General features: G+C 72.7%; 14 protein-coding genes. 5 read left to right on the forward strand and 9 right to left on the reverse strand.

Annotated elements, in window-relative coordinates:
- Nucleotides 1–83: 83 nt before the first annotated feature.
- Entirely contained in the window at nt 84–2,957 is a 2,874-nt protein-coding gene (locus FHX31_RS21690; protein WP_184977098.1) for a glycoside hydrolase family 9 protein, read from the reverse strand.
- Nucleotides 2,958–3,386: 429 nt separating this feature from the next.
- Here FHX31_RS21690 and FHX31_RS21695 point away from each other — a divergent pair, with 429 nt between their 5' ends.
- A complete protein-coding gene (locus FHX31_RS21695; RefSeq protein ID WP_013474554.1) occupies nt 3,387–4,952 on the forward strand; it encodes an aldehyde dehydrogenase family protein in 1,566 nt (521 codons plus the stop codon).
- 175 nt (nt 4,953–5,127) lie between these two features.
- Here the strand turns inward: FHX31_RS21695 and FHX31_RS21700 are convergent, their stop codons facing one another.
- Together FHX31_RS21700 and FHX31_RS21705 are read right to left on the reverse strand one after the other, a co-directional pair.
- Nucleotides 5,128–6,216, reverse strand: coding sequence for a GNAT family N-acetyltransferase (locus FHX31_RS21700; protein ID WP_013284863.1), 1,089 nt, complete (start codon nt 6,214–6,216; stop codon nt 5,128–5,130).
- An 80-nt stretch (nt 6,217–6,296) separates the two neighbouring features.
- Nucleotides 6,297–7,001 carry an ACT domain-containing protein gene (locus FHX31_RS21705; protein WP_013474552.1) on the reverse strand — a complete coding sequence of 235 codons (705 nt, stop codon included), beginning with the start codon at nt 6,999–7,001 and terminating at the stop codon, nt 6,297–6,299.
- Nucleotides 7,002–7,151: 150 nt separating this feature from the next.
- Here FHX31_RS21705 and FHX31_RS21710 point away from each other — a divergent pair, with 150 nt between their 5' ends.
- Complete coding sequence (locus FHX31_RS21710; RefSeq protein WP_184977099.1) at nt 7,152–8,225, forward strand: phosphotransferase family protein; 1,074 nt, start codon at nt 7,152–7,154, stop codon at nt 8,223–8,225.
- Nucleotides 8,226–9,437 carry an acyl-CoA dehydrogenase family protein gene (locus FHX31_RS21715; RefSeq protein ID WP_030274680.1) on the forward strand — a complete coding sequence of 404 codons (1,212 nt, stop codon included), beginning with the start codon at nt 8,226–8,228 and terminating at the stop codon, nt 9,435–9,437.
- Nucleotides 9,438–9,462: 25 nt separating this feature from the next.
- Here FHX31_RS21715 and FHX31_RS21720 read toward each other — a convergent pair whose 3' ends face one another.
- From FHX31_RS21720 to FHX31_RS21745, 6 genes are all read right to left on the reverse strand, one after another.
- Nucleotides 9,463–10,509, reverse strand: coding sequence for a LacI family DNA-binding transcriptional regulator (locus FHX31_RS21720; RefSeq protein WP_013284859.1), 1,047 nt, complete (start codon nt 10,507–10,509; stop codon nt 9,463–9,465).
- An 82-nt stretch (nt 10,510–10,591) separates the two neighbouring features.
- Nucleotides 10,592–12,025, reverse strand: a complete 1,434-nt coding sequence (locus FHX31_RS21725; RefSeq protein WP_013284858.1) for a GH1 family beta-glucosidase — start codon at nt 12,023–12,025, stop codon at nt 10,592–10,594.
- Nucleotides 12,022–12,822: a carbohydrate ABC transporter permease gene (locus tag FHX31_RS21730; RefSeq protein WP_030274682.1), complete on the reverse strand. Its 801-nt coding sequence runs from the start codon at nt 12,820–12,822 to the stop codon at nt 12,022–12,024. The genes FHX31_RS21725 and FHX31_RS21730 overlap by 4 nt, the downstream gene beginning before the upstream one ends.
- Nucleotides 12,823–12,927: 105 nt before the next feature.
- Nucleotides 12,928–13,908 carry a carbohydrate ABC transporter permease gene (locus FHX31_RS21735; RefSeq protein ID WP_013284856.1) on the reverse strand — a complete coding sequence of 327 codons (981 nt, stop codon included), beginning with the start codon at nt 13,906–13,908 and terminating at the stop codon, nt 12,928–12,930.
- A gap of 119 nt (nt 13,909–14,027) precedes the next feature.
- Nucleotides 14,028–15,347: an ABC transporter substrate-binding protein gene (locus tag FHX31_RS21740; RefSeq protein ID WP_013284855.1), complete on the reverse strand. Its 1,320-nt coding sequence runs from the start codon at nt 15,345–15,347 to the stop codon at nt 14,028–14,030.
- 420 nt (nt 15,348–15,767) lie between these two features.
- Nucleotides 15,768–16,313 carry a plasmid pRiA4b ORF-3 family protein gene (locus tag FHX31_RS21745; protein ID WP_184977100.1) on the reverse strand — a complete coding sequence of 182 codons (546 nt, stop codon included), beginning with the start codon at nt 16,311–16,313 and terminating at the stop codon, nt 15,768–15,770.
- Nucleotides 16,314–16,463: 150 nt separating this feature from the next.
- On the opposite strand from FHX31_RS21745, the gene FHX31_RS21750 reads away from it, so the two are divergent.
- Together FHX31_RS21750 and FHX31_RS21755 are read left to right on the forward strand one after the other, a co-directional pair.
- Nucleotides 16,464–17,267: a pyrimidine reductase family protein gene (locus tag FHX31_RS21750; RefSeq protein WP_013474547.1), complete on the forward strand. Its 804-nt coding sequence runs from the start codon at nt 16,464–16,466 to the stop codon at nt 17,265–17,267.
- A 691-nt stretch (nt 17,268–17,958) separates the two neighbouring features.
- Nucleotides 17,959–19,707 (forward strand): ATP-binding protein, encoded by a 1,749-nt coding sequence (locus tag FHX31_RS21755; RefSeq protein WP_013284852.1) that lies wholly within the window; start codon nt 17,959–17,961, stop codon nt 19,705–19,707.
- Nucleotides 19,708–19,709 lie beyond the last annotated feature (2 nt).

Genomic DNA, 19,709 nt, shown 5'->3' on the forward strand with positions numbered 1-19,709 from the left:
AACGTTTTTGGTCGCGCGTGGCGTGGCGTGGCGTGGCCGGTCACCGGGGGTGCGGTACCGGCCACGCCACGCCGCCTCGGCGGTCAGGAGACGGTGCAGGCGGAGCCGTTCAGCGTGAACGCGGTGGGCCTCGGGTTGGCGCCGGTGTGGGTGCCGTTGAAGCCGAAGCTCGTCGACGCGCCCGGCGCCAGCGTCCCGTTGTAGGACAGGTTCGACGCGGTCACCGCCGTGCCGGTCTGCGTCACGTTCGCCGACCAGGCCTGCCCGACCTTCTGGCCGCTGTTGCCGAACGTGAACGCCAGCGTCCAGCCGTTGATCGCCGTGGTGCCGGTGTTGGCGACGGTGATGTTCGCGGTGAACCCGGTGTCCCAGGTGTTCGCCGTCCAGGTCACCGCGCAGGAGCCGCCGGCGGGTGGGGCCGTGGTGGTCACCGTGACGCCGGGCGACGCGGGCGAGACGTTGCCGGCCGCGTCCACCGCCACCACTGTGAACGTGTACGTGGTGGAGGCGGTCAGCCCGGTCACCGCCAGCGTGGTGCCGGTGGCGGAGCCGACCAGGACGTTCCCGCCGCGGTAGACGCGGTACCCGGTGACGCCCACCGCGTCGGTGGACGGGCCCCAGGTCAGCGTCAGGCCGGTCGGGCCGACCGCGGAGGCGGTGGGCGCGCCGGGCGCGGTCGGCGGTGTGGTGTCCGGCGCCGGGCCGGCCGGCGTGGTGACGCTGACGGCAGCCGACGACGCGGACCGGTTGCCGGCGCCGTCGAGCGCCCGCACTGTGAACTGGTACGTCCGCTCCGGCAGCAGCCCGGTCACCGCGAGCGTGTTTGTGGTGGCGGTGCGCAGCACCAGCGCGTCGCTGCCGGTCTGCGACTGGGTGATCTCGTACCCGGCCAGGCCGCTGCCGCCGGTGTCGGTGGACGCGGCCCAGGTCAGCGTGAGCCCGCTCGACGTGACGGCGGACGCGACGGGCGTGCCGGGCACTGTGGGCGCGGTGGTGTCAGGGGTGACCGGGCCGGGCTCCTCGCCCCAGACGCGGACGCCGCCGGAGTAGAGCGGCACCTTCCGGTTCGGCCCCGCGGTGGCCTGGTAGGACGGGTCGTTCGCCGGATCCCAGGTGCCGCCCTCCGGCACCCCGATCTTGAACTGGACCTCCATCCGGTGCTGCGACTGCCCGGCCGGCGCGATGGTGTACCCGGTGCAGTCGACCTCGACGTACCAGATGTCGCCGGAGAACTGCTTCGCCGTCGACGGCGACGGGCAGCCCTGGGTGTAGCCGGGCGTGACGGTGACCGGTCCGGTGCCGTCGGGCCGGAAGAAGTACCGGAACTTTCCGGTCGTCAGCGCCCGGGCCGGGAACGCCGACTTGTTGTAGATGATCGCCTTGAGCCCGGTGGCGCGCGGCTCGGCCTGCATCACAGTGGTCTCCACTGTCAGCTCGTCCAGGTCGGGCGTCTCGGCGGACGGGAAACCGGCGCGCGGGCTGCCGCCGTACTCGTTCGTGAGCCGGGCCAGCGCGGAGGTGAAGCCGGCGTTGTAGTCGGTGGCGACCTCGTTCATCACGTAGTCCGACCGGCTGTCGGTGTACGCGTCGTTGGCCGAGGACGGGCCGCCGACCAGCGCGCCGTAGAGCACGTGCCGGGTCTCGGTGGGCACGGTCTGGCTGTCCCACCAGGAGCCGTGCGCGGTGCGGTGGTGCGGGTTGCGCGGCGAGTTGGTGCCGAAGCCGATCTGGTAGCTGGAGTTGCGCGGGTTGTCGCCGAGCGCGTAGTTGATCTGCCGGACCGCGAAGTCGTGGTAGCGCGCCTTACGGGTGGTGTCCGTGGTCCTGTCGCTGTAGACGAGCGCGGCGAACGCGGTGTTGGAGGCGTACCGCAGCGCGCCCCACGAGTCGAGCACCGCCATCCCGCCGGGCGAGTACGGCACCCGCTGCCCGTTGACGCCCACCGTCCAGTAGTCGAGCCACCGGTTGGCGTCGTCGACGTACTTCTGCTTGCCGGTGAGGTTCGCCAGCAGCACGTACGCGCCGAACTGCTTGTTGTCCCAGGCGATGGTCCACTTGTAGGAGCGGGTGGTGGACTGCGGCTCGGTGCCGAGCTTGTCGTACTCGCTCTCGGCCTTGGCCAGGTAGGTGGCGTCGCCGGTGGCCCGGTACAGCCAGATCGCGCCCCACACCAGTTCGTCCTGGTAGCCGCTCCACGACTTGTAGAAGCTGGTCGCGTCGGTGATGCACTCGTGGTAGTTCTTCCGCACGGTGTCGGCGAACGTGTAGAGCTGCTTGGCGTGGCCGAGCAGCTTGTCCGCGTAGGCCGCGTCGGTGGACCGGAACACCATGGACGAGGCGGCCATCGCGGCCGCCGTCTCCCCCGCCAGGTCCGCGCCGCCACAGCTCGCGTCGATCTTGTACGCGGGCCGCGCCATCGGCATCACCTCGGCCGGACCCCACCACTTGTGGTCGTCGTCGCCCTTGCCGACCTGTCCGTAGAGGACGTTCGCGGCGGGGTGCGCCTTGACGAAGTAGTCGTTGACGAAGCGCAGGTTGTTCAGCAGGTGGGTGAGCTGGCCGGAGGCGACGTACCCGTCGCGGTACTCGACCGCGCCCCACGCCAGCATGGTGGCGCTGAACGCCATCGGGAAGCCGAACTTCACGTGGTCGCCGGCGTCGTACCAGCCGCCGGTGAGGTCGACGCCGACGTCGGCGCCGTCGGTGAGCGCCGAGTCGCCGCGCCAGGAGACCCGGTTCCAGGAGGGCTTGCGGCCCGACTGCTGCGCCTCGTAGAAGAACAGCGACTTCTGCAACGCCTCGGCGTAGTTGAACGCGGGCGCGGCCTGTGCGGCGGAGGCGGACGCGGGTGGCGGGGCGGCGACGGCCGTGGCCAGGCCGACGGCCAGCGCGGCGCCGGCGGCGAACAGCCGGCGGAGCCGGGACCGGCCTCCCGGCGGCGGAATCGGACGGGGCATGGCGAGCTCCTGTGGCTGGCGCCGGGCGGCAGCCGGAGCGGGGACGGTATCGCAGGGCTCCGGCTGCCGCGTGGTGGTGGTGGTGGGGTGTCCTCGAGAGGTTCGGGAGCGCTCCCATGGACAATCGACAATGTAATGCGCCGTTCATCACAGGGGAAGAGCGTGCTGATCCGGGCCGCCCGGGCGTACTCACGGGTAACCATCGGGAGCTGGATCACACCATCGATATTTGTCGATATAGAGCGTGTTCGGTCCCAGCTCAGCGGCATCGTCACGGTGGTGAATGCAGCCGCCGGGGCGTCGTCGGCGGCGCGGCCGTCCTGGCATACGAGCGTACGGTTGCCCGGCCGCTCCGGCCCGCGGGACAGTACGCCTCACCTGCGGTGCCATCGACGCCGCCGCTCCCCGGACGACACTGAGGAGATCGCGATGGCTCTACGACTCGCCGAGGGCACCTCCTGGTCCGACACCCTCGCCCGGGCGGTGGCCGCCACGCCCGAGGCGTTCGGCACCGGCCCCGACGGCACCACGACGCTGCACAACCTCGTCCAGGGCGACTGGCGCGCGCTCGGCACGCCCACCGCCGTACGGACCCCGGTGGACAACACGGTGCTGGTGAACCTCGCCCGGCTCGACGCCGAGACGGCCCGCGCCGCCGTCGCCCACGCCGCCGACGCGCACCGGGAGTGGGCACAGACCCCGCTGGCCGAGCGCGTCGCCCGGGTCACCGACGCCCTCGACGCGCTCACCGCACACCGCGACCTGCTCGCCCTCCTGCTGGTCTGGGAGATCGGCAAGCCGTGGCGCCTGGCCTGCGCCGACGTGGACCGCGCGCTGGACGGCGTGCGCTGGTACGCGCAGGAGATCGAGCGGATGCTCGCCGACGGGCGGGAGCCGCTGCCCGGCCCGGTCAGCAACATCGCCTCCTGGAACTACCCGATGAGCGTGCTCGTGCACGCCGAGCTGGTACAGCTGCTCGCCGGCAACGCGGTGATCGCCAAGACCCCGTCGCAGGGCGGCGCGGTCTGCCTCACCGTCGCGCACGCGCTGATGCGCCGCGCCGGGCTGCCCGCCACGCTGCTGTCCGGCAGCGGCGAGGAACTGTCCGAGGTGCTCGTCCGCGCACCGGAGATCGGCGCGGTGGCGTTCGTCGGCGGGCGCTCCAACGGCGGCAAGGTCGCCGCCGCGCTGCTCGACTGCGACAAGCGGCACTTCATCGAGCAGGAGGGCCTCAACGCCTGGGGCATCTGGGACTTCTCCCAGTGGGACTCGCTCGCCGCCCACCTGCGCAAGGGCTTCGAGTACGGCAAGCAGCGCTGCACCGCGTACCCCCGGTTCGTGGTCCAGCGCGACCTGGTCGACGAGTTCCTCGACATGTACCTGCCTGTGGTCCGCTCGATCCGGTTCGGGCACCCGCTCGCCGTCGGCGACGACTGGTCGGCCGGCGACCCGCTGCCCGAGCTGGACTTCGGGCCGCTGATCAGCGGGGCGAAGGCCGACGAGCTGCGGCGCAAGGTCGACGAGGCGGTACGCGGCGGCGCCGTGCCGCTGCACCGCGGCAAGCTCGACGGCGCACCGTTCCTGGACGGGCAGGACACGTCCGCGTACGTCGCACCGGCCGTGCTGCTGGCCCCGCCCGGCCGGTCCCGCCTCATGCACGCCGAGCCGTTCGGCCCGGTCGACACCATCGTCGTGGTGGACACCACCGACGAGCTGCTGGCCCAGATGAACGCCTCCAACGGCGCGCTCGTCGCGTCGCTCGCCTGCGACGACGAGGAGCTCGCCGGCAAGCTGGCGGTGGACCTCCAGGCGTTCAAGGTGGGCATCAACAAGCCGCGGTCCCGGGGCGACCGGGACGAGCCGTTCGGCGGCCGGGGCGCCTCCTGGAAGGGCGCGTTCGTCGGCGGTGACCTGCTCGTGCAGGCGGTCACAGTCGGTGGTGACGGCCGGCTCTACGGCAACTTCCCCGACTACAACAGCTACCCGGCCACCTGATCGCACACAGACGGGCGGGGCCCCCGCATCGGGAGCCCCGCCGTGTCACCGTCCCCCGTATCGGAGGTCGGCCCGGGTGGCGCGTGACCGCGCCGGTTCCGGCCGTCGGGCCGTACCCCTCGGGTGTGCCGCGCCGTTGCGGCGCACCTCCGGGGTCCGGCCGGCGGCCGTCAGTTCAACTCGACCGCTGTGCCGGCACCGTCACCCCGGCCCGCGCGGCCGGCTCGGCCGGCGGCCGTGCGGCCAGCGGCAGCGTCGCGGTCAGCACGCCGCCGTCGCGTTCCATCGCCACCGGCCGGTCCAGCCGGCGCAGCGTCCGCAGCATCGGCGTGTTCTCGGACTGCACGTGCAGCAGCACGGCGGCGTATCCGGCCCGGTCGGCGTGGCCCACCAGGCGGCGCAGCAGCGCCGAGCCGAGGCCCCGGCGCTGCCAGTCGTCGCGGACCAGCAGCGCCGCCTCGGCCTCGTCGCCCTCGCCGAGCAGGTTCGCCATCGCCACGACCGGCTCCGCCGCCCCGCCGGAGCCCGCCGTGGCGAGCAGTGTCACGCCCCGCGCCGGTTCCAGCAGCCGGCGCAGCCGGGCCGGCGACGGGTCCGCCGCCCCGCTCAGGTAGCGCCGCTGCCGGCTGCGGGCCGAGCAGGCGGCGTGCAGGTCGCGTACGCCGGGGACGTCCTCGGCGGTCGCGGCCCGCACCGACACCTCGCCGCCGTCCGGCAGCACCAGCGTGATCCGGTCGGCGTCCCGCCGGGCCAGCGTCGCCGCCAGCTCGACCAGGGCCTGCGCGCGGGCGTACTCGGCCGGGGTGAAGCTGGGCTCCCGGCGGTGCAGTTCGTGGGCGCCGCCGGCCGGGTCGGCGAGCACCATCGTGGTGCCGCCCACCCCGCCCGGCGCGGTGGCAGGCGTCGGACGCCAGGTCACCGAGTCGGCGCCGAGCAGCGTGCGCAGCACCTCGCCGGTCGCCTCCGGGTCTCGCACCAGCCGCCCGGCAAGCCCGAGCAGCCGGGTCGGCTCGTCGGCCAGCCCGCGCGCCCCGCTACGCGCGATCCAGCAGTCCCGGCCCCGGCCCCGCTCCACGGCGGCCCGCAGCTCCGCCTCGGTCACCTGCTCGGGCGCGTCGACCAGGAAGTCGTCGACCGCGCCGGCCTCGGTGGTGTGCACCTGCACGCTGAGGATGTTGACCCCGCGCAACGCGAGGCTCGCCGTGAGCACCGACAGGTAACCCGGCCGGTCGTCCACCGTGGCTCGGATCCGCCAGAGCGCCATGGTTGTCTCCCTTCCTCGGCACCGACCATGCCGTGCGCCTGTTGCGGGCCCGTTGCCCCCGGGTGACGCAGGCCGTCCGGTCAGGTGACGGTGGTCACGGGCGGCGTGCCGACCAGGTCCAGCCGGTCGCCGAGGATCACCGCGCCGGCGCGGACGAGCTGGGCGAGCCGGTCCACCTCGGTGGAGTGGAACCCGGCGGCGGCGAGCGGTTCGCTGTGGTCGCGGGCGACCACGAGCACCAGCCCGGCCCGGCCGAACGGCGCCACCGCGTAGTGGTGCCCGTCCGGGCTCGTCATGGCGCGCGCCCGCAGCGGGGTCACCTCCGGCAGCCGCGGCGGCACCGGCGCCCGCCAGCTCGCGTGCCCGATCGCGGCGACGCCGGCCTCGCCGCTGCGCGAGGCCCAGTCCAGGGGTACGACGGCGACCACCGCCCAGTCCGCGGCGAGCAGCCCCGGCACCGCGTCGACGAGCGTGGCCACCCCGTCGACCGGGTTCGCCGCCACCTGGGCGAGCAGTTCGGCGTCCTGCCCGGTGGTGGTGGGCGCGCCGATCGCCCGCCACACGCCGTCCACCCGGACGCCGGGGATCGCTGCGAGCCCGGCGAGCATCCGCTCCACCCGCGCCGCACCCGGCCAGACCACCGTGAAATCGTCCACCGCCCGGCCGCCGAGCCGTTCCAGCACCACCACCTGCACGATGTCCGCGCCGGAGACGCCGAGTGTCCGGGCCACCTGGCCGAGCGTGCCCGGACGGTCCGGCAGGGTCACCCGAACTCTCAGCAGCATGTCTGATCCCCTCCGCTCGGCGGGCCGGCCGAGCGGCCGGCAGGCTGGGGCCCAGCCTGCCGGTTGACCATTTCGCCCCTGTTGCAAGGGCATGTCCCGCCGGGAAAACCCGACCTTGACAACAAAGCTGAGCTGCCATCAACTAATCGGATGACCGATCCGGCCGCCGATGTCGCCGCGCCCTCGACCGGTCCGGCCCCGCGCGGGCTCGACCTCGACCGGCTCGCCGCCCACCTGGCCGTCCACCGGCCGGACCTGAGCGGGCCGCTGTCGGCGCGGCTGATCGCCGGCGGCAAGTCCAACCTCACCTACCTGCTGCGCGCCGGCGACCGCGAGGTGGTGCTGCGCCGGCCGCCCCTCGGGCACGTGCTGGCCACCGCGCACGACATGGCCCGGGAGCACCGGGTGATCTCGGCGCTCGCGCCGACCGGCGTACCGGTGCCGGAGGCGCTGCTGCTGTGCGCCGACGAGAGCGTCATCGGCGCGCCGTTCTACCTGATGGCGAAGGTCGACGGCGAGGTCTACCGGCGGCGCGAGCAGACCGACGCGCTCACCGCCGCCCAGCGGCGCGACCTCGCCATGGCGATGATGGACACGCTCGCCACGCTGCACCGGGTCGAGCCGGCCGAGGTGGGGCTGGCCGACTTCGGCCGCCCGGAGGGCTACCTGGCCCGGCAGGTGCGCCGCTGGGCCGGCCAGCTCGACCGGTCCCGCAGCCGGCCGCTCCCCGGCATCGACGAGCTTCGCGACGCGCTGGCCGCCAGCGTGCCCGAGGGCGCGAACGCGGACCGGATCGTGCACGGCGACTACCGGCTGGACAACCTGCTCGCCACCGTCGACCCGGTGGCGGTGCGGGCGGTGCTCGACTGGGAGATGGCCACGCTCGGCGACCCGCTGGCCGACCTCGGGCTGCTGCTGACGTACTGGGACGTGCTCGGCGACAGCGACCACGGCGAGGGCAACCCGGTGGCCGACGGCATCGGGCCGCGCGCCGGCTTCCCCACCGGCGCCGAGCTGATCGAGCGGTACGCCGGGCGCAGCGACGTCGACGTCGGCCCGCTGCACTGGCACGTGGCACTCGGCTGTTTCAAGCTCGCGGTGATCTGCGAGGGCATCCACTACCGGCACACGCTCGGGCAGACGCTGGGCGAGGGCTTCGACCGGATCGGCGACATGGTGGCGCCGCTCGTGGCACACGGACTGCACGAGGTGAGGGAGAGCTAGATGGAGTTCGCGTACGACGACCGGACGGTCGAGCTGCGGCAGCGGCTGGAGGCGTTCCTCACCGAGTGCGTGTACCCGGCCGAGCCGGTGCACCACGAGCAGGTGGCCGCGGCCGGCGACCCGTGGGCCCGCCCGCCGGTGATGGAGGAACTCAAAGCCGAGGCGCGGGCGCGCGGGCTGTGGAACCTGTTCCTGCCCGACGCCCGCTACGGCGCCGGGCTGACCAACCTCCAGTACGCGCCGCTGGCCGAGCTGACCGGCCGCAGCCCGCACCTGGCCCCGGAGGCGCTCAACTGCGCCGCGCCGGACACCGGCAACATGGAACTGCTCGCCGAGTTCGGCTCCGAGGAGCAGCGCAAGCAGTGGCTCATGCCGCTGCTCGCCGGTGAGATCCGGTCCGCGTTCTGCATGACCGAGCCGGAGGTGGCGTCCTCCGACGCGACGAACATCGCCACCCGGATCACCCGCGACGGCGACCACTACGTGATCAACGGCCGCAAGTGGTGGTCGTCCGGGGCGATGGACCCGCGCTGCGAGATCTTCATCGTGATGGGCAAGACCGACCCGGACGCCGACCGGCACCGCCAGCAGAGCATGATCCTGGTCCCCCGTGACACCCCCGGCGTGACCGTTCGGCGCGGGATGCGGGTCTTCGGCTACAGCGATGCCCCGCACGGCGGGCACGCCGAGATCGACTTCACCGACGTCCGGGTGCCGGTGGACAACCTGGTCGGCGAGGAGGGCACCGGGTTCGCCATCGCCCAGGCCCGGCTCGGCCCCGGCCGGATCCACCACTGCATGCGCCTGATCGGCATGGCCGAGCGGGCCCTGGAGCTGCTCTGCCGGCGCGTGCTCGACCGGATCGCGTTCGGCCGCCCGCTCGCCGAGCAGGGCGTGGTCCGCGAGTGGATCGCCGAGTCGCGGGTCCGGATCGAGCAGGCCCGCCTGCTGGTGCTCAAGACCGCGTGGCTGATGGACACCGTCGGCAACAAGGGCGCGCACAGCGAGATCCAGGCCATCAAGATCGCCACGCCGCTGATGGCCGAGTGGGTGATCGACAAGGCCATCCAGGCGTACGGCGGGGCCGGGGTCAGCCAGGACACCCCGCTGGCCGAGCTGTGGGCGCAGGCCCGCACGTTGCGCCTGGCCGACGGCCCGGACGAGGTCCACCGCGCGTCGCTGGCCCGCCGCGAACTGCGCCGCTGGTCCTGACCGCTCCCCCGTCGCCGGGGGTGGGTCAGCCGGAGGCCCGGTGGATCAGCTCGGTGTCCAGCAGCACGTGCGGGGAGGGGACCTCCTCGCCCCGGATGCGGGACACCAGCAGCCGGGCCATCTGCCGGCCCATCTCCTCCACCGGCTGGAACACGGTGGTCAGCGGCGGCTCGGCCTGACGCGCGATCGGGGCGTCGTCGAAGCCGATCACCGCCACGTCCTCGGGCACCCGGCGGCCGGCCTCGCGCAACGCGCGCAGCGCGCCGAACGCCATCAGGTCGGAGGCCACGAACACGGCGTCCAGCTCCGGGCAGACGTCGAGCAGCCGGCGCATGGCCGCGGTGCCGCTGCCCTCACTGAAGTCCCCGTACGCGATCAGGCCCGGGTCGACCCGGCCGCCGGCCGCGCGCACGGCCTCCTGGTAGCCGGAGAGCCGGGCCAGGCCGGCGCCCATGTCCTGCGGGCCCGCGATGGTCGCGACCCGCCGGCGGCCCTGGCGGAACAGGTGCTCCACCGCCTGCCGCGCGCCGCCGACGTTGTCCATGTCGACGAACCACGCCGGCTGCGCGTTCGGGTGCAGCATCCGCGCCGGACGGCCGCCGAGCACCGTCGGCAGGCCGCGCTCCTCCAGCAGCGTGGGCAGCGGGTCGGCGTCGTGCAGCGACAGCAGGAGTACGCCGTCCACGTGCTGGTTGGTCAGGTGGTGCTCGACCCGTTCCCGCTCGATCGGCGACTGCACCATGGCCAGCCAGAGCTGCATCGGCGTCTCCACCAGCCCGGAGCTGACGCCCCGGACGATGGCCGCGAAGAACGGCTCGGTGAAGACCCGCTCCCCCGACTCGGACACGACCAGTGCGACCGAGTCGGTCCGCTGGGTGACCAGCGCACGGGCGGCACGGTTCGGCACGTACCCCAGTTCGGCGATGGCCTGCTGGACGGCGGCCCGGGCCTCCGGACTGACCTGCGGCGAGCCGTTGACCACGCGGGAGACCGTGCCGCGCCCGACGCCGGCGCGGGCCGCGACCGCGTCGAGGGTCGGACGCCCGAGCGAGCGGGTGCGCTGCGTTGTCATCGTTGTGCTCCTCCGACGGTCGGGCGGACCCGGCACCGATTGAGGCGTCGGCGCCGGGCCGCCCGTTACTGGCTGGCCCAGCTTATTGTGCGGGCAGTCCGTTGCGTCGGATCACGTCGGCGTACCACCTGGCGCTGGACTTCGCGATCCGGGCCTGGCTGTCGTAGTCGACATAGACCATGCCGAACCGCTTCGTGTAACCCCAGGCCCACTCGAAGTTGTCCAGGAGCGACCAGGCGAAGTAGCCCTTGAGCGGCACGCCGGCCTCGATCGCGGCGTGCGCCGCGCGCAGGTGAGCGGCGAAGTAGGCCAGCCGGTCCGGGTCGTCCACCCGGCCGTCGACCAGCTCGTCGACGAACGCCGAGCCGTTCTCGGTGACGTAGAGCGGCAGGTCGGTGTACTCCCGGTGGACCCGCTCCAGCGTCTCCACCAGGCCCGGGGCGTCGATCTCCCAGTCCATGTCCGTCACCGGGACACCCCGGGTGACGAACCGGACGTCCTCGCTGCCCGGCCAGCAGGACGGCGCCCGCCAGTAGGGCTCCGGCTCCGCGCCCTCGACCGGCGCGGCCACCACGTGCCGGCTGTAGTAGTTGACCCCGACCATGTCCAGCGGCGTGGAGATGGTCGCCAGGTCACCGTCGCGCACGTGCCCCATGTCGGTGACCTGACGCAGGTCCGCGACGAGGTCCGCCGGGTACGACCCGCGCAGCACCGGGTCCAGGAAGAACCGGTTCGCCAGCGCGTCGATCCGGCGGGCCGCGTCGGCGTCCGCCGCCGAGCCGCTCGCCGGGGTCACCGGGTACAGGTTGACGGTGATGCCGAGCTGCGCGTCCGGGCGGACCGCGCGTACCGCCTGCACGGCCAGGCCGTGACCGAGCATCAGGTGGTGCCCGGCCCGGACCGCGTCCGCGCCGTCCCTGCGGCCCGGCGCGTGCACGCCGGAGCCGTAGCCGAGGAACGCCGAGCACCACGGCTCGTTCAGCGTGGTGAAGTACTTCACCCGGTCACCGAGCGCCTCGGCGACCAGGTGGGCGTACTCGGCGAAGCGGGCCGCGGTGTCCCGGGCCGGCCAGCCGCCCGCGTCCTCCAGCGGCTGCGGCATGTCCCAGTGGTAGAGCGTCAGCCACGGCTCGATGCCGTGGCCGAGCAGCTCGTCGACCAGCCGGCGGTAGAAGTCCATGCCCTCCTGGTTGACCCCGCCGGTGCCGCCCGGCTGCACCCGCGGCCAGCTCACCGAGAAGCGGTACGACCGCAGGCCCAGGTCGGCCATCAGCCGCACGTCGTCAGGCATCCGGTGGTAGTGGTCGCACGCCACGTCGCCGGTGTGCCCGGCCACCGTCCGGCCCTCGGTGTGGCTGAAGGTGTCCCAGATCGACGGGGCACGGCCGCCCTCCGTCGCCCCGCCCTCGATCTGGTACGCGGCGGTGGCCGCGCCCCAGAGGAAGTCGGACGGGAAGGTGAGGGCCGGACCGGCGTCGAGGACGCCGACGGCGGGCGGGCTTGCTGGGTTGCTCACGACTTGACGGCGCCTTCCATGATGCCGCCGATGATCTGGCGGCCGAACAGAACGAACACGACGAACAGGGGCAGGGTCGCGATCAACGTACCGGCGAAGATCTGCGAGTTGTCGGCGAAGTAGGCGGTGTTGAGGCTGCGCAGCGAGATCTGGACGGTCGGATTGGACGGGTCCGCCAGCACCACGAACGGCCAGAAGAACTGGTTCCACTGCTCCATGAAGGTCAGCAGGCCCAGCACCGCGGCGGCCGGACGCAGCGCGGGTGCCACCACGTGCCAGTACACCCGCCAGGTCGAGCAGCCGTCCACCCGGGCGGCCTCGATCAACTCGTTCGGTACCGCCTGCTCGGCGTACTGGCGCATCATGAAGATGCCGAAGCCGCCGATCAGGAACGGGACGGTCACCGACGGCATGGTGTTCAGCCAGTCGAGCTTGGCCATCAGGATGTAGAGCGGCAGCACGCCGAGCTGGATCGGCACCATCATCGAGGTGAGGATGATCAGCAGCAGCGCGTTCTTGCCCCGGAAGCGGAGCTTGGCGAAAGCGAAGCCGGCCAGCGAGCCGAAGAACACGGTCGCGACGGTGATCGTCCCGGAGACCAGGAACGAGTTCATCAGGCCCTTGACGATGTTGGCGTCGCTGTTGGCGAGCACCCGCTCGATGTTCTCGCCGAGCTTGCCGCCGGGCAGGAACGGCGGCGGCCAGGAGTTGGCCGCGTCGTTCGTCCGGCTGGCGATCACGATCATCCAGTAGAACGGGAACAGGGACAGCAGCACGCCGAAGATCAGGCCGATCATGGTGAGCGGGCTGGCCTTCCAGAGCCGCTCGGCCCGGTGGGCGGTCTTGACCGGCGGACTCTGCCGGGTGGGCGGGCGGACGGCGGTGGTCGTCATCTCGTCACCTCACTTGTCGGAGCTGATGCGGCGGGCGAGCAGGTAGTTGATCGCCGACATCAACGCGATGAGCACGAAGAGCACGAGCGCGACCGCCCCGGCGTAACCCCACCGGAAGCGCTGGTTCATCACGTCGAGCAGGTACATCGTGATGGTCTGGAACTGGCCCTCCGAACCACCGGAGAGACCGCCCGAGCCGCTGGTGAACAGCAGGGGCTCGGTGAACAGCTGGAGGCCGCCGATGGTGGAGATGATCAGCGTGAAGATGATCGTGGGGCGCAGCTGCGGGACCGTGATGGACCAGAACTGACGCCGCCGGGAGGCGCCGTCCAGCGCCGCGGCCTCGTACATGTCCTTGCTGATCGACTGCATGGCGGCCAGGTAGATCAGCGCGTTGTAGCCGACCCAGCGCCAGTCGACCATGGTGGAGATGGCGAACCAGGAGGCGAAGCGGTTCGCCCGCCAGTCGATCGGGTCCAGGCCGACGCTGTCGAGCAGCCAGTTGACCAGACCGAAGTCCTTGGCGTAGATCATCGAGAAGATCAGCGCGACCACAGCGGTCGAGGTGATGATCGGCATCGCGATGGCCATCCGGAAGAACGTCTGCGCGCGCAGCTTCCGGTTCAGCGCGTTGGCGAGCATCAGTGCCAGCAGCAGTTGGGGCACTGTGGAGAGCAGGAACATGCCGAACGTGTTGACCACCGCGTTCCAGAACTGCGGATCCTCGGTGATCAGTTCGACGAAGTTGTCCATCCCGACGAAGGAGATCGTCGAGTTCAGCGGCGACCGGTCGGTCAGCGCGATCCAGACCGTGTACGCGATCGGGTACACGCCGAACACGGCGAAGATCACGAAGAACGGCAGGACGTACAGGTACGGCGAGTACTTCAGGTCCAGCCGGGTCATCGAGGCGGCGCGGCGGCGTGTGTGCCGTGCGGCGCGGGGCGCGCCGGGCTCGGGCGGCGCCGCGGCGTGCAGGTCGAGGCTCATGGGGAGTCCTTCTCCTCGGCCGACGTCACCCGCCACACGGGCGACGCCGGACTCTGCGGGCACCGCGGGTGGCGCCGGCAGCCAGGGCTGCCGACGCCACCCGCGGGCGGCTCAACCGGTCACTTACCGGCGGCCGCACCGTTCTTCAGGGCCGCCTGCCACTGCTCGTCGGCCGACTTGCCCTGCTCCACGGCGCGCAGCGTGTTCTCCACGGCGGTGCGGACCGCGTTGTTCTTCGGGCCGAGGTAGACCGGCTTCAGGTCGGTGGCGCCGGCGGCGAAGATCTTGCCGACCGGGGCCTTGCTGAAGTAGTCGTTGGTCGAGTCGGCCACGGCCGGGTCGGTGAGCGCCTGCGGGTTCGAGGGCAGGTTGCCGACCGCCTTGTACGCGCCGATCTGACCCTTGGCGCTGGTCAGGAACTTGGCCAGCTCCGCGGCCTCCTTCTGGTGCTTGCTCGACTTCGGCACGCCGAGGAAGGAGCCGCCCCAGTTGCCACCGGCGCCCGGCGCCTTGGCGATGTCCCACTTGCCGGCCGCCGCGTCACCGGCCTGGCCCTTGATGACACCGGTCATCCAGGCGGGGCAGGCGATGGTGGCGAAGGTGCCGTTCTTGAAGCCGGCGTTCCACTCGTTGGAGAACGACTGGAGGTTGTTGGACAGCCCGGCGGCGATCATCTTGGTGGTGAGCTGGTACGCGGCCTGCACGTCCGGGTTCTGGTCGATGACCAGCTTGTTGCTCTTGTCGTAGTAGGTGTAGCCGGTGCCCTGGCCCGCGATCTGCATCAGCACGACGTTGTAGAAGTTGGTCGCCGAGTCGACGAACTTGTGCTTCTTGTCGGCGGCGGCGAACTTCTGGCCGGTGGCGATGAACTCGTCCCACGTCGGCCAGAGCGCGCCGACCTGCTCGCGGTCGGTGGGCAGCCCGGCGGCCTTGAACAGGTCGCTGCGGTAGCACAGCGCCATCGAGCCGACGTCGGTGCCGAGGCCCAGCACCTTGCCGTCGGGGGTGGTGCCCTGCTCCCACTTCCACGGCAGGAAGTTGCCCTTGAGGTCGTTCGCGCCGTGGTCGGCGAGGTTCACGAACTTGTCGGCCTGGGCGTAGAACTGGACGATGGTGCCCTCTTCCAGGGCCACCACGTCGCCGGCGCCCGAGCCCGCGGTGATCTGCTGGGTCAGACGGGTGTTGTAGTCACCGAGGCCGAGGCCCTTGCCCCGCTCCTGGATCTTGACGTTCGGGTGCTCCGCTTCGTACTGCTTGTACAGCTCTTCGTAGCCGAAGCCCTGGTCGCCGAAGACGTCGACGACCAGGGTGACCGGGCCGCCGCCGCTGCCGCTGTCGCCGCTGTCCGAGTCGTCGCCGCAGGCGGCGGTGGTGCCGAGCACGACGACGGACGCGAGCGCGATGGCCGCGAACCGCCGACGACGGATTGGGACGCTCATCCGAGACCCCTCTTTCGGTGGTGAGGCGATATCTGCTGTGTGGTGGGGGGTGCGTTTCGCGCGGGCCGGAGCGGGCAGGAGGGAGATCCGCACCACTCTCGGGAGCGCTCCCATGAGGTTGCCGGGAGGTGACAGGGGTGTCAATAGACCGTTGGGAGCGTTCCCATTTCGTTACCGCGTCGGCGCGCGGCCCCTGCGCGGGGACCGCGCGGTCAGCGGTGCGGGGTGGCGCCGCGGGTCGCGCGGTCGGTGACGCGTCGGTGGCGCCGCGGGTCGCGCGACCGGTGACGCGGCGGGTGCGCGGTCGGTGGCCCGGCTGGTCGCGCGGTTCGGCGGTGCAATGGCCGCGCGGTCGGCGGTGCAGTGGTCGCGCGATCGGCGGTGCAGTTGGTCGCGCGGTCGGCGGCGCGAGGGATCGGGTCAGCAGCAGCGGCGCAGCAGGACGGTGGCGCGGTCCGGGTCGAACGCGCCCGGATCGAACGCTGGGCCGGCCCACTCCCGCATGGTCGGATGCTCCGGATGCGCGGGATCGGCGAGCGCGGCCAGCAGGACCGCGTACCCGCCCGGACCGCCCACGTCCTCCGGCGGGCAGGCCCGCTCCCCGTCCAGGCACAGCGGGTAGCGCTCGTCCGGGTCGGCGGCGCAGCAGTCCTCCACCACCAGGTCGTGCTCCCACCAGTCACCGAAGTCGTACGTGTAGCGGAACCGGTCGCCCTTGCCCACGAGCGCGTCCAGCCGGACGTCCAGCTCGTCGCGCAGCGCCAGCTCGCCGTCCGGGTCGGGCTCGCCGTACTGCCGGCCGTCCACGTCGAACGAGTGCAGGTGGCAGTCGCGCCAGCCCATCGCGTGCTGGATCACCCGGTGCAGCCGGTCCAGCGTGTAGCCGCCGGGCACCAGCACCCGCCGCCACACCGGCGGCCGGACGCCGGCCAGCGACACCATGAGCTGGAAGATCTGACGCGACACGACGTCCCATCCTTCCTGGGCATAGGCTGCCTGCATGATCTGCCGAGCCTGCCGGGAACGGCGGCACGACGACTGTCCTGGCCGGAAGTGGTGCGACTGCCAGCACCGTACCCCCGAACCCACCCCTCCGGTCACCGGTCCGGCCGGCGAATGACCGTCGGAACCCCGATCGAACGGATCTGGCCCGCACCCGTCACCGGTGCGCTCACCGATCCGCAGCTCACCGCGCTCTACGGCCGGACGGCCGGCCCGCACCTGCGGGTCAACTTCGTCGCCAGCGCCGACGGCGCGGTCACTCTGGACGGATACTCGGCCGGGCTCTCCGGCGAGCCGGACAAGCGGGTCTTCGGCCTGCTGCGGATGCTCTGCGACGGTCTCGTGGTGGCCGCCGGCACACTGCGGCACGAGGGCTACCGGGCGGTCCGGCTGAGCCCGGAACGCCGGGCCTGGCGCCGCGAGCAGGGGCTGGCCGAGTTCCCCACGCTGGTGGTCGTCTCCGGTTCGCTCGACCTCGACCCGGCGCAGGCCGCCTTCGCCGACGCCCCGGTCCGGCCGATCGTGCTCACCCACGCCGACGCCGTACCGCCGCCCGGGCTGGCCGACGTCGCCGACGTGATCCGCTGCGGCACCGACCAGGCCGACGCGCCCGGGCGGGTCGATCTCGTCGCCGGACTGGCCGAGTTGCGTCGGCGCGGGCTCGGCCAACTGCTCTGCGAGGGCGGCCCGCACCTGTTCGGCGCGCTCACTGCCGCCGACCTGGTCGACGAACTGTGCCTGACCGTGGCGCCGCTGCTCGCCGGCGCCGGGCCGGGCCGGATCACCGCCGGGGACGCCAGCGTCCCGCGTCACCTGCCGCTGCGGCACGTGCTGGCCGCCGCCGACGGCGTGCTGATGCTGCGCTACGTCCGCGACCCCGCCGAGACCCCGCCCGCCGGTTCCGCCCCCGCCGCCTGACCCGCTCGCGGCACGCGGCACGCGGCACGCGGCACGCGGCACGCGGCACGCGGCACGCGGCACGCGGCACGCGGCACGCGGCACGCGGCACGCGGCACGCGGCACGCGGCACGCGGCACGCGGCACGCGGCACGCGAGATCTTGGTATCAAACGGCCCCTAGAGGGGCCCTTTCGTACCAAGATCTCCGCGTCGTCCTGACACGCGGGACACGACTCCCGCGGCTCGGGACGCGCAGACCGGAAACGGCGAGTTCGGGGTGGGCAGGCGACGGGTGGAACGCCATGGGTGTCATCGGCCTGCGGAGGCACCCGTGGTGTTCCACCGAGCGGCCGGACCGGACCGGACCGGGCCGGGCCGCGCCGGGCCGCGCCGGGCCGCGCCGCATCTCGGTCACCCGACGGCATCACTGGCGGTCATCGGGCGGGCCGCCCGGGAGCCGGCAGCGTTGGCGCGGCAGACGGCCCCGCAGCGGCGGGCGGCGCGGCGGGCGGGGCGGCGCGGCGCGGCGGGCGGCGGAGGGGTGAACGTGGAGGAAAGGCACGCATCGTGATCGGGCGGATTCGGGTGGCTACCGTTCGGCGCACGGGTGACGTGGCGTCCGCCGCGTCGCGTGGCAACCTGTCGCATCCCTCGGGCAGGATGCACGACGTGCACCGCCAACGGTACGACCAGCCGACCGGAGACCGCCGATGACCGACGATCAGCTCGACGGGCCCGGCGAGGGTGTCGGCCGGGTGCTCGGCACCGCCGACGCCACCCCGCTCACCTTCTGGACCGCCGTCGCGCCGGGCAGCTACCTGCAACTCGACGACGTGGTGGTGACCCGTCGCGACCTGCCCGACCGTGAGCCGGTGACGATCGCCGGGGTGGTGACCCAGGTGCGCGCCCGGCACGAGGGGGCGCAGTTCGACTCCGACGTCTTCGCCATCGCCGACGGCACGCTGCCGGCGCAGGTGCAGGAGGCGGCCGAGGTGACCACCACGCGGGTCGACCCGGAGTTCTACGTGCCGCCCACGCCGGGCGCGGTGGTGCACCGGGCCGAGGGTGACGCGCGGGCGCGGGCGCTGCACTTCGACCGGATGGAGCGGCGGATCCCGATGGGGATGGGCCGCGACGGCGTGCCGGTCTACCTCAACGCCGACTTCCTCGACGGCACCCGGGGCGCGCACGTGTCGATCTCCGGCATCTCCGGTGTCGCCACCAAGACCAGCTTCGCCACGTTCCTGCTCTACTCGGTGTTCCGCTCCGGCGTGCTGGGCGGCGACGCGGTGAACGCGAAGGCGCTGATCTTCAACGTCAAGGGCGAGGACCTGCTCTTCCTCGACCACCCGAACAGCCGGCTCGACGACCCGACCCGGGCGGCGTACGCGAAGCTGGGCCTGGACGCCGGCGCGTTCCCGGACGTGCGGGTGTACGCCCCGCCGCGGGTCGGCGACTCCTCCGGCACGCCGGATGTGAGCAGCCGGCTCACCGGGGTGGACAGCTTCTACTGGACGCTGACCGAGTTCTGCGCCGACCGGCTCCTGCCGTACGTGTTCGCCGACGCGGACGACGAGCGCCAGCAGTACACGATGGTGGTCCACTCGGTCGCCGCGCACCTGGCCCGCTACGCCCAGCCAGCCGACGGCGGGGTGAGCATCGACGGGGTGCGGCTCGGCTCGTACGCCGATCTGGTCGACCACGTGGTCGAGCAGCTCAACGACGACGAGACACGCGGCGAGTGGGCGGGCAGCGCGGTCGGTCTGGGCACCGTCAACGCGTTCGCCCGGCGGCTCATCGGCAGCAAGAAGGACCTGGGCCGGCTGATCCGGGGCGACCTGGCGACCCGTCGCCCGCACTCGATCAACACGGCGGAGAGCGCCCAGGTCACAGTGGTCGACCTGCACAACCTGCCGGATCGCGCGCAGCGGTTCGTGGTCGGCGTGACGCTCAAGAGCGAGTTCGAGCGCAAGGAGAAGGCCGGCACCGCCAAGCCGCTGCTGTTCGTCGTGCTCGACGAGCTGAACAAGTACGCGCCACGGGAGGGCTCGTCGCCGATCAAGGAGGTGCTGCTCGACATCGCCGAGCGGGGCCGCTCACTGGGCGTGATCCTGGTCGGCGCGCAGCAGACCGCCAGCGAGGTGGAACGGCGGATCGTCACCAACTCGGCGATCCGGGTGGTGGGCCGGCTCGACCCGGCCGAGGCGTCCCGCCCGGAGTACGGCTTCCTGCCGCCCGCCCAGCGGCAGCGGGCGCTGCTGGCCAAGCCGGGCACGATGTTCGTCAACCAGCCGGACATCCCGGTGCCGCTCTGCCTGGAGTTCCCGTTCCCGGCGTGGGCCACCCGGGTCTCGGAGGCGGGCCGCGCGCCCTCGGAGACGCTACGGTCGATCACCCAGGCCGCCGATCCGTTCGCGGTGGTCGGCTCCGGCTCCTCCGACGACGACATCCCGTTCTAGGC

The organism is Micromonospora sp. CNZ286 (genome assembly GCF_014207755.1).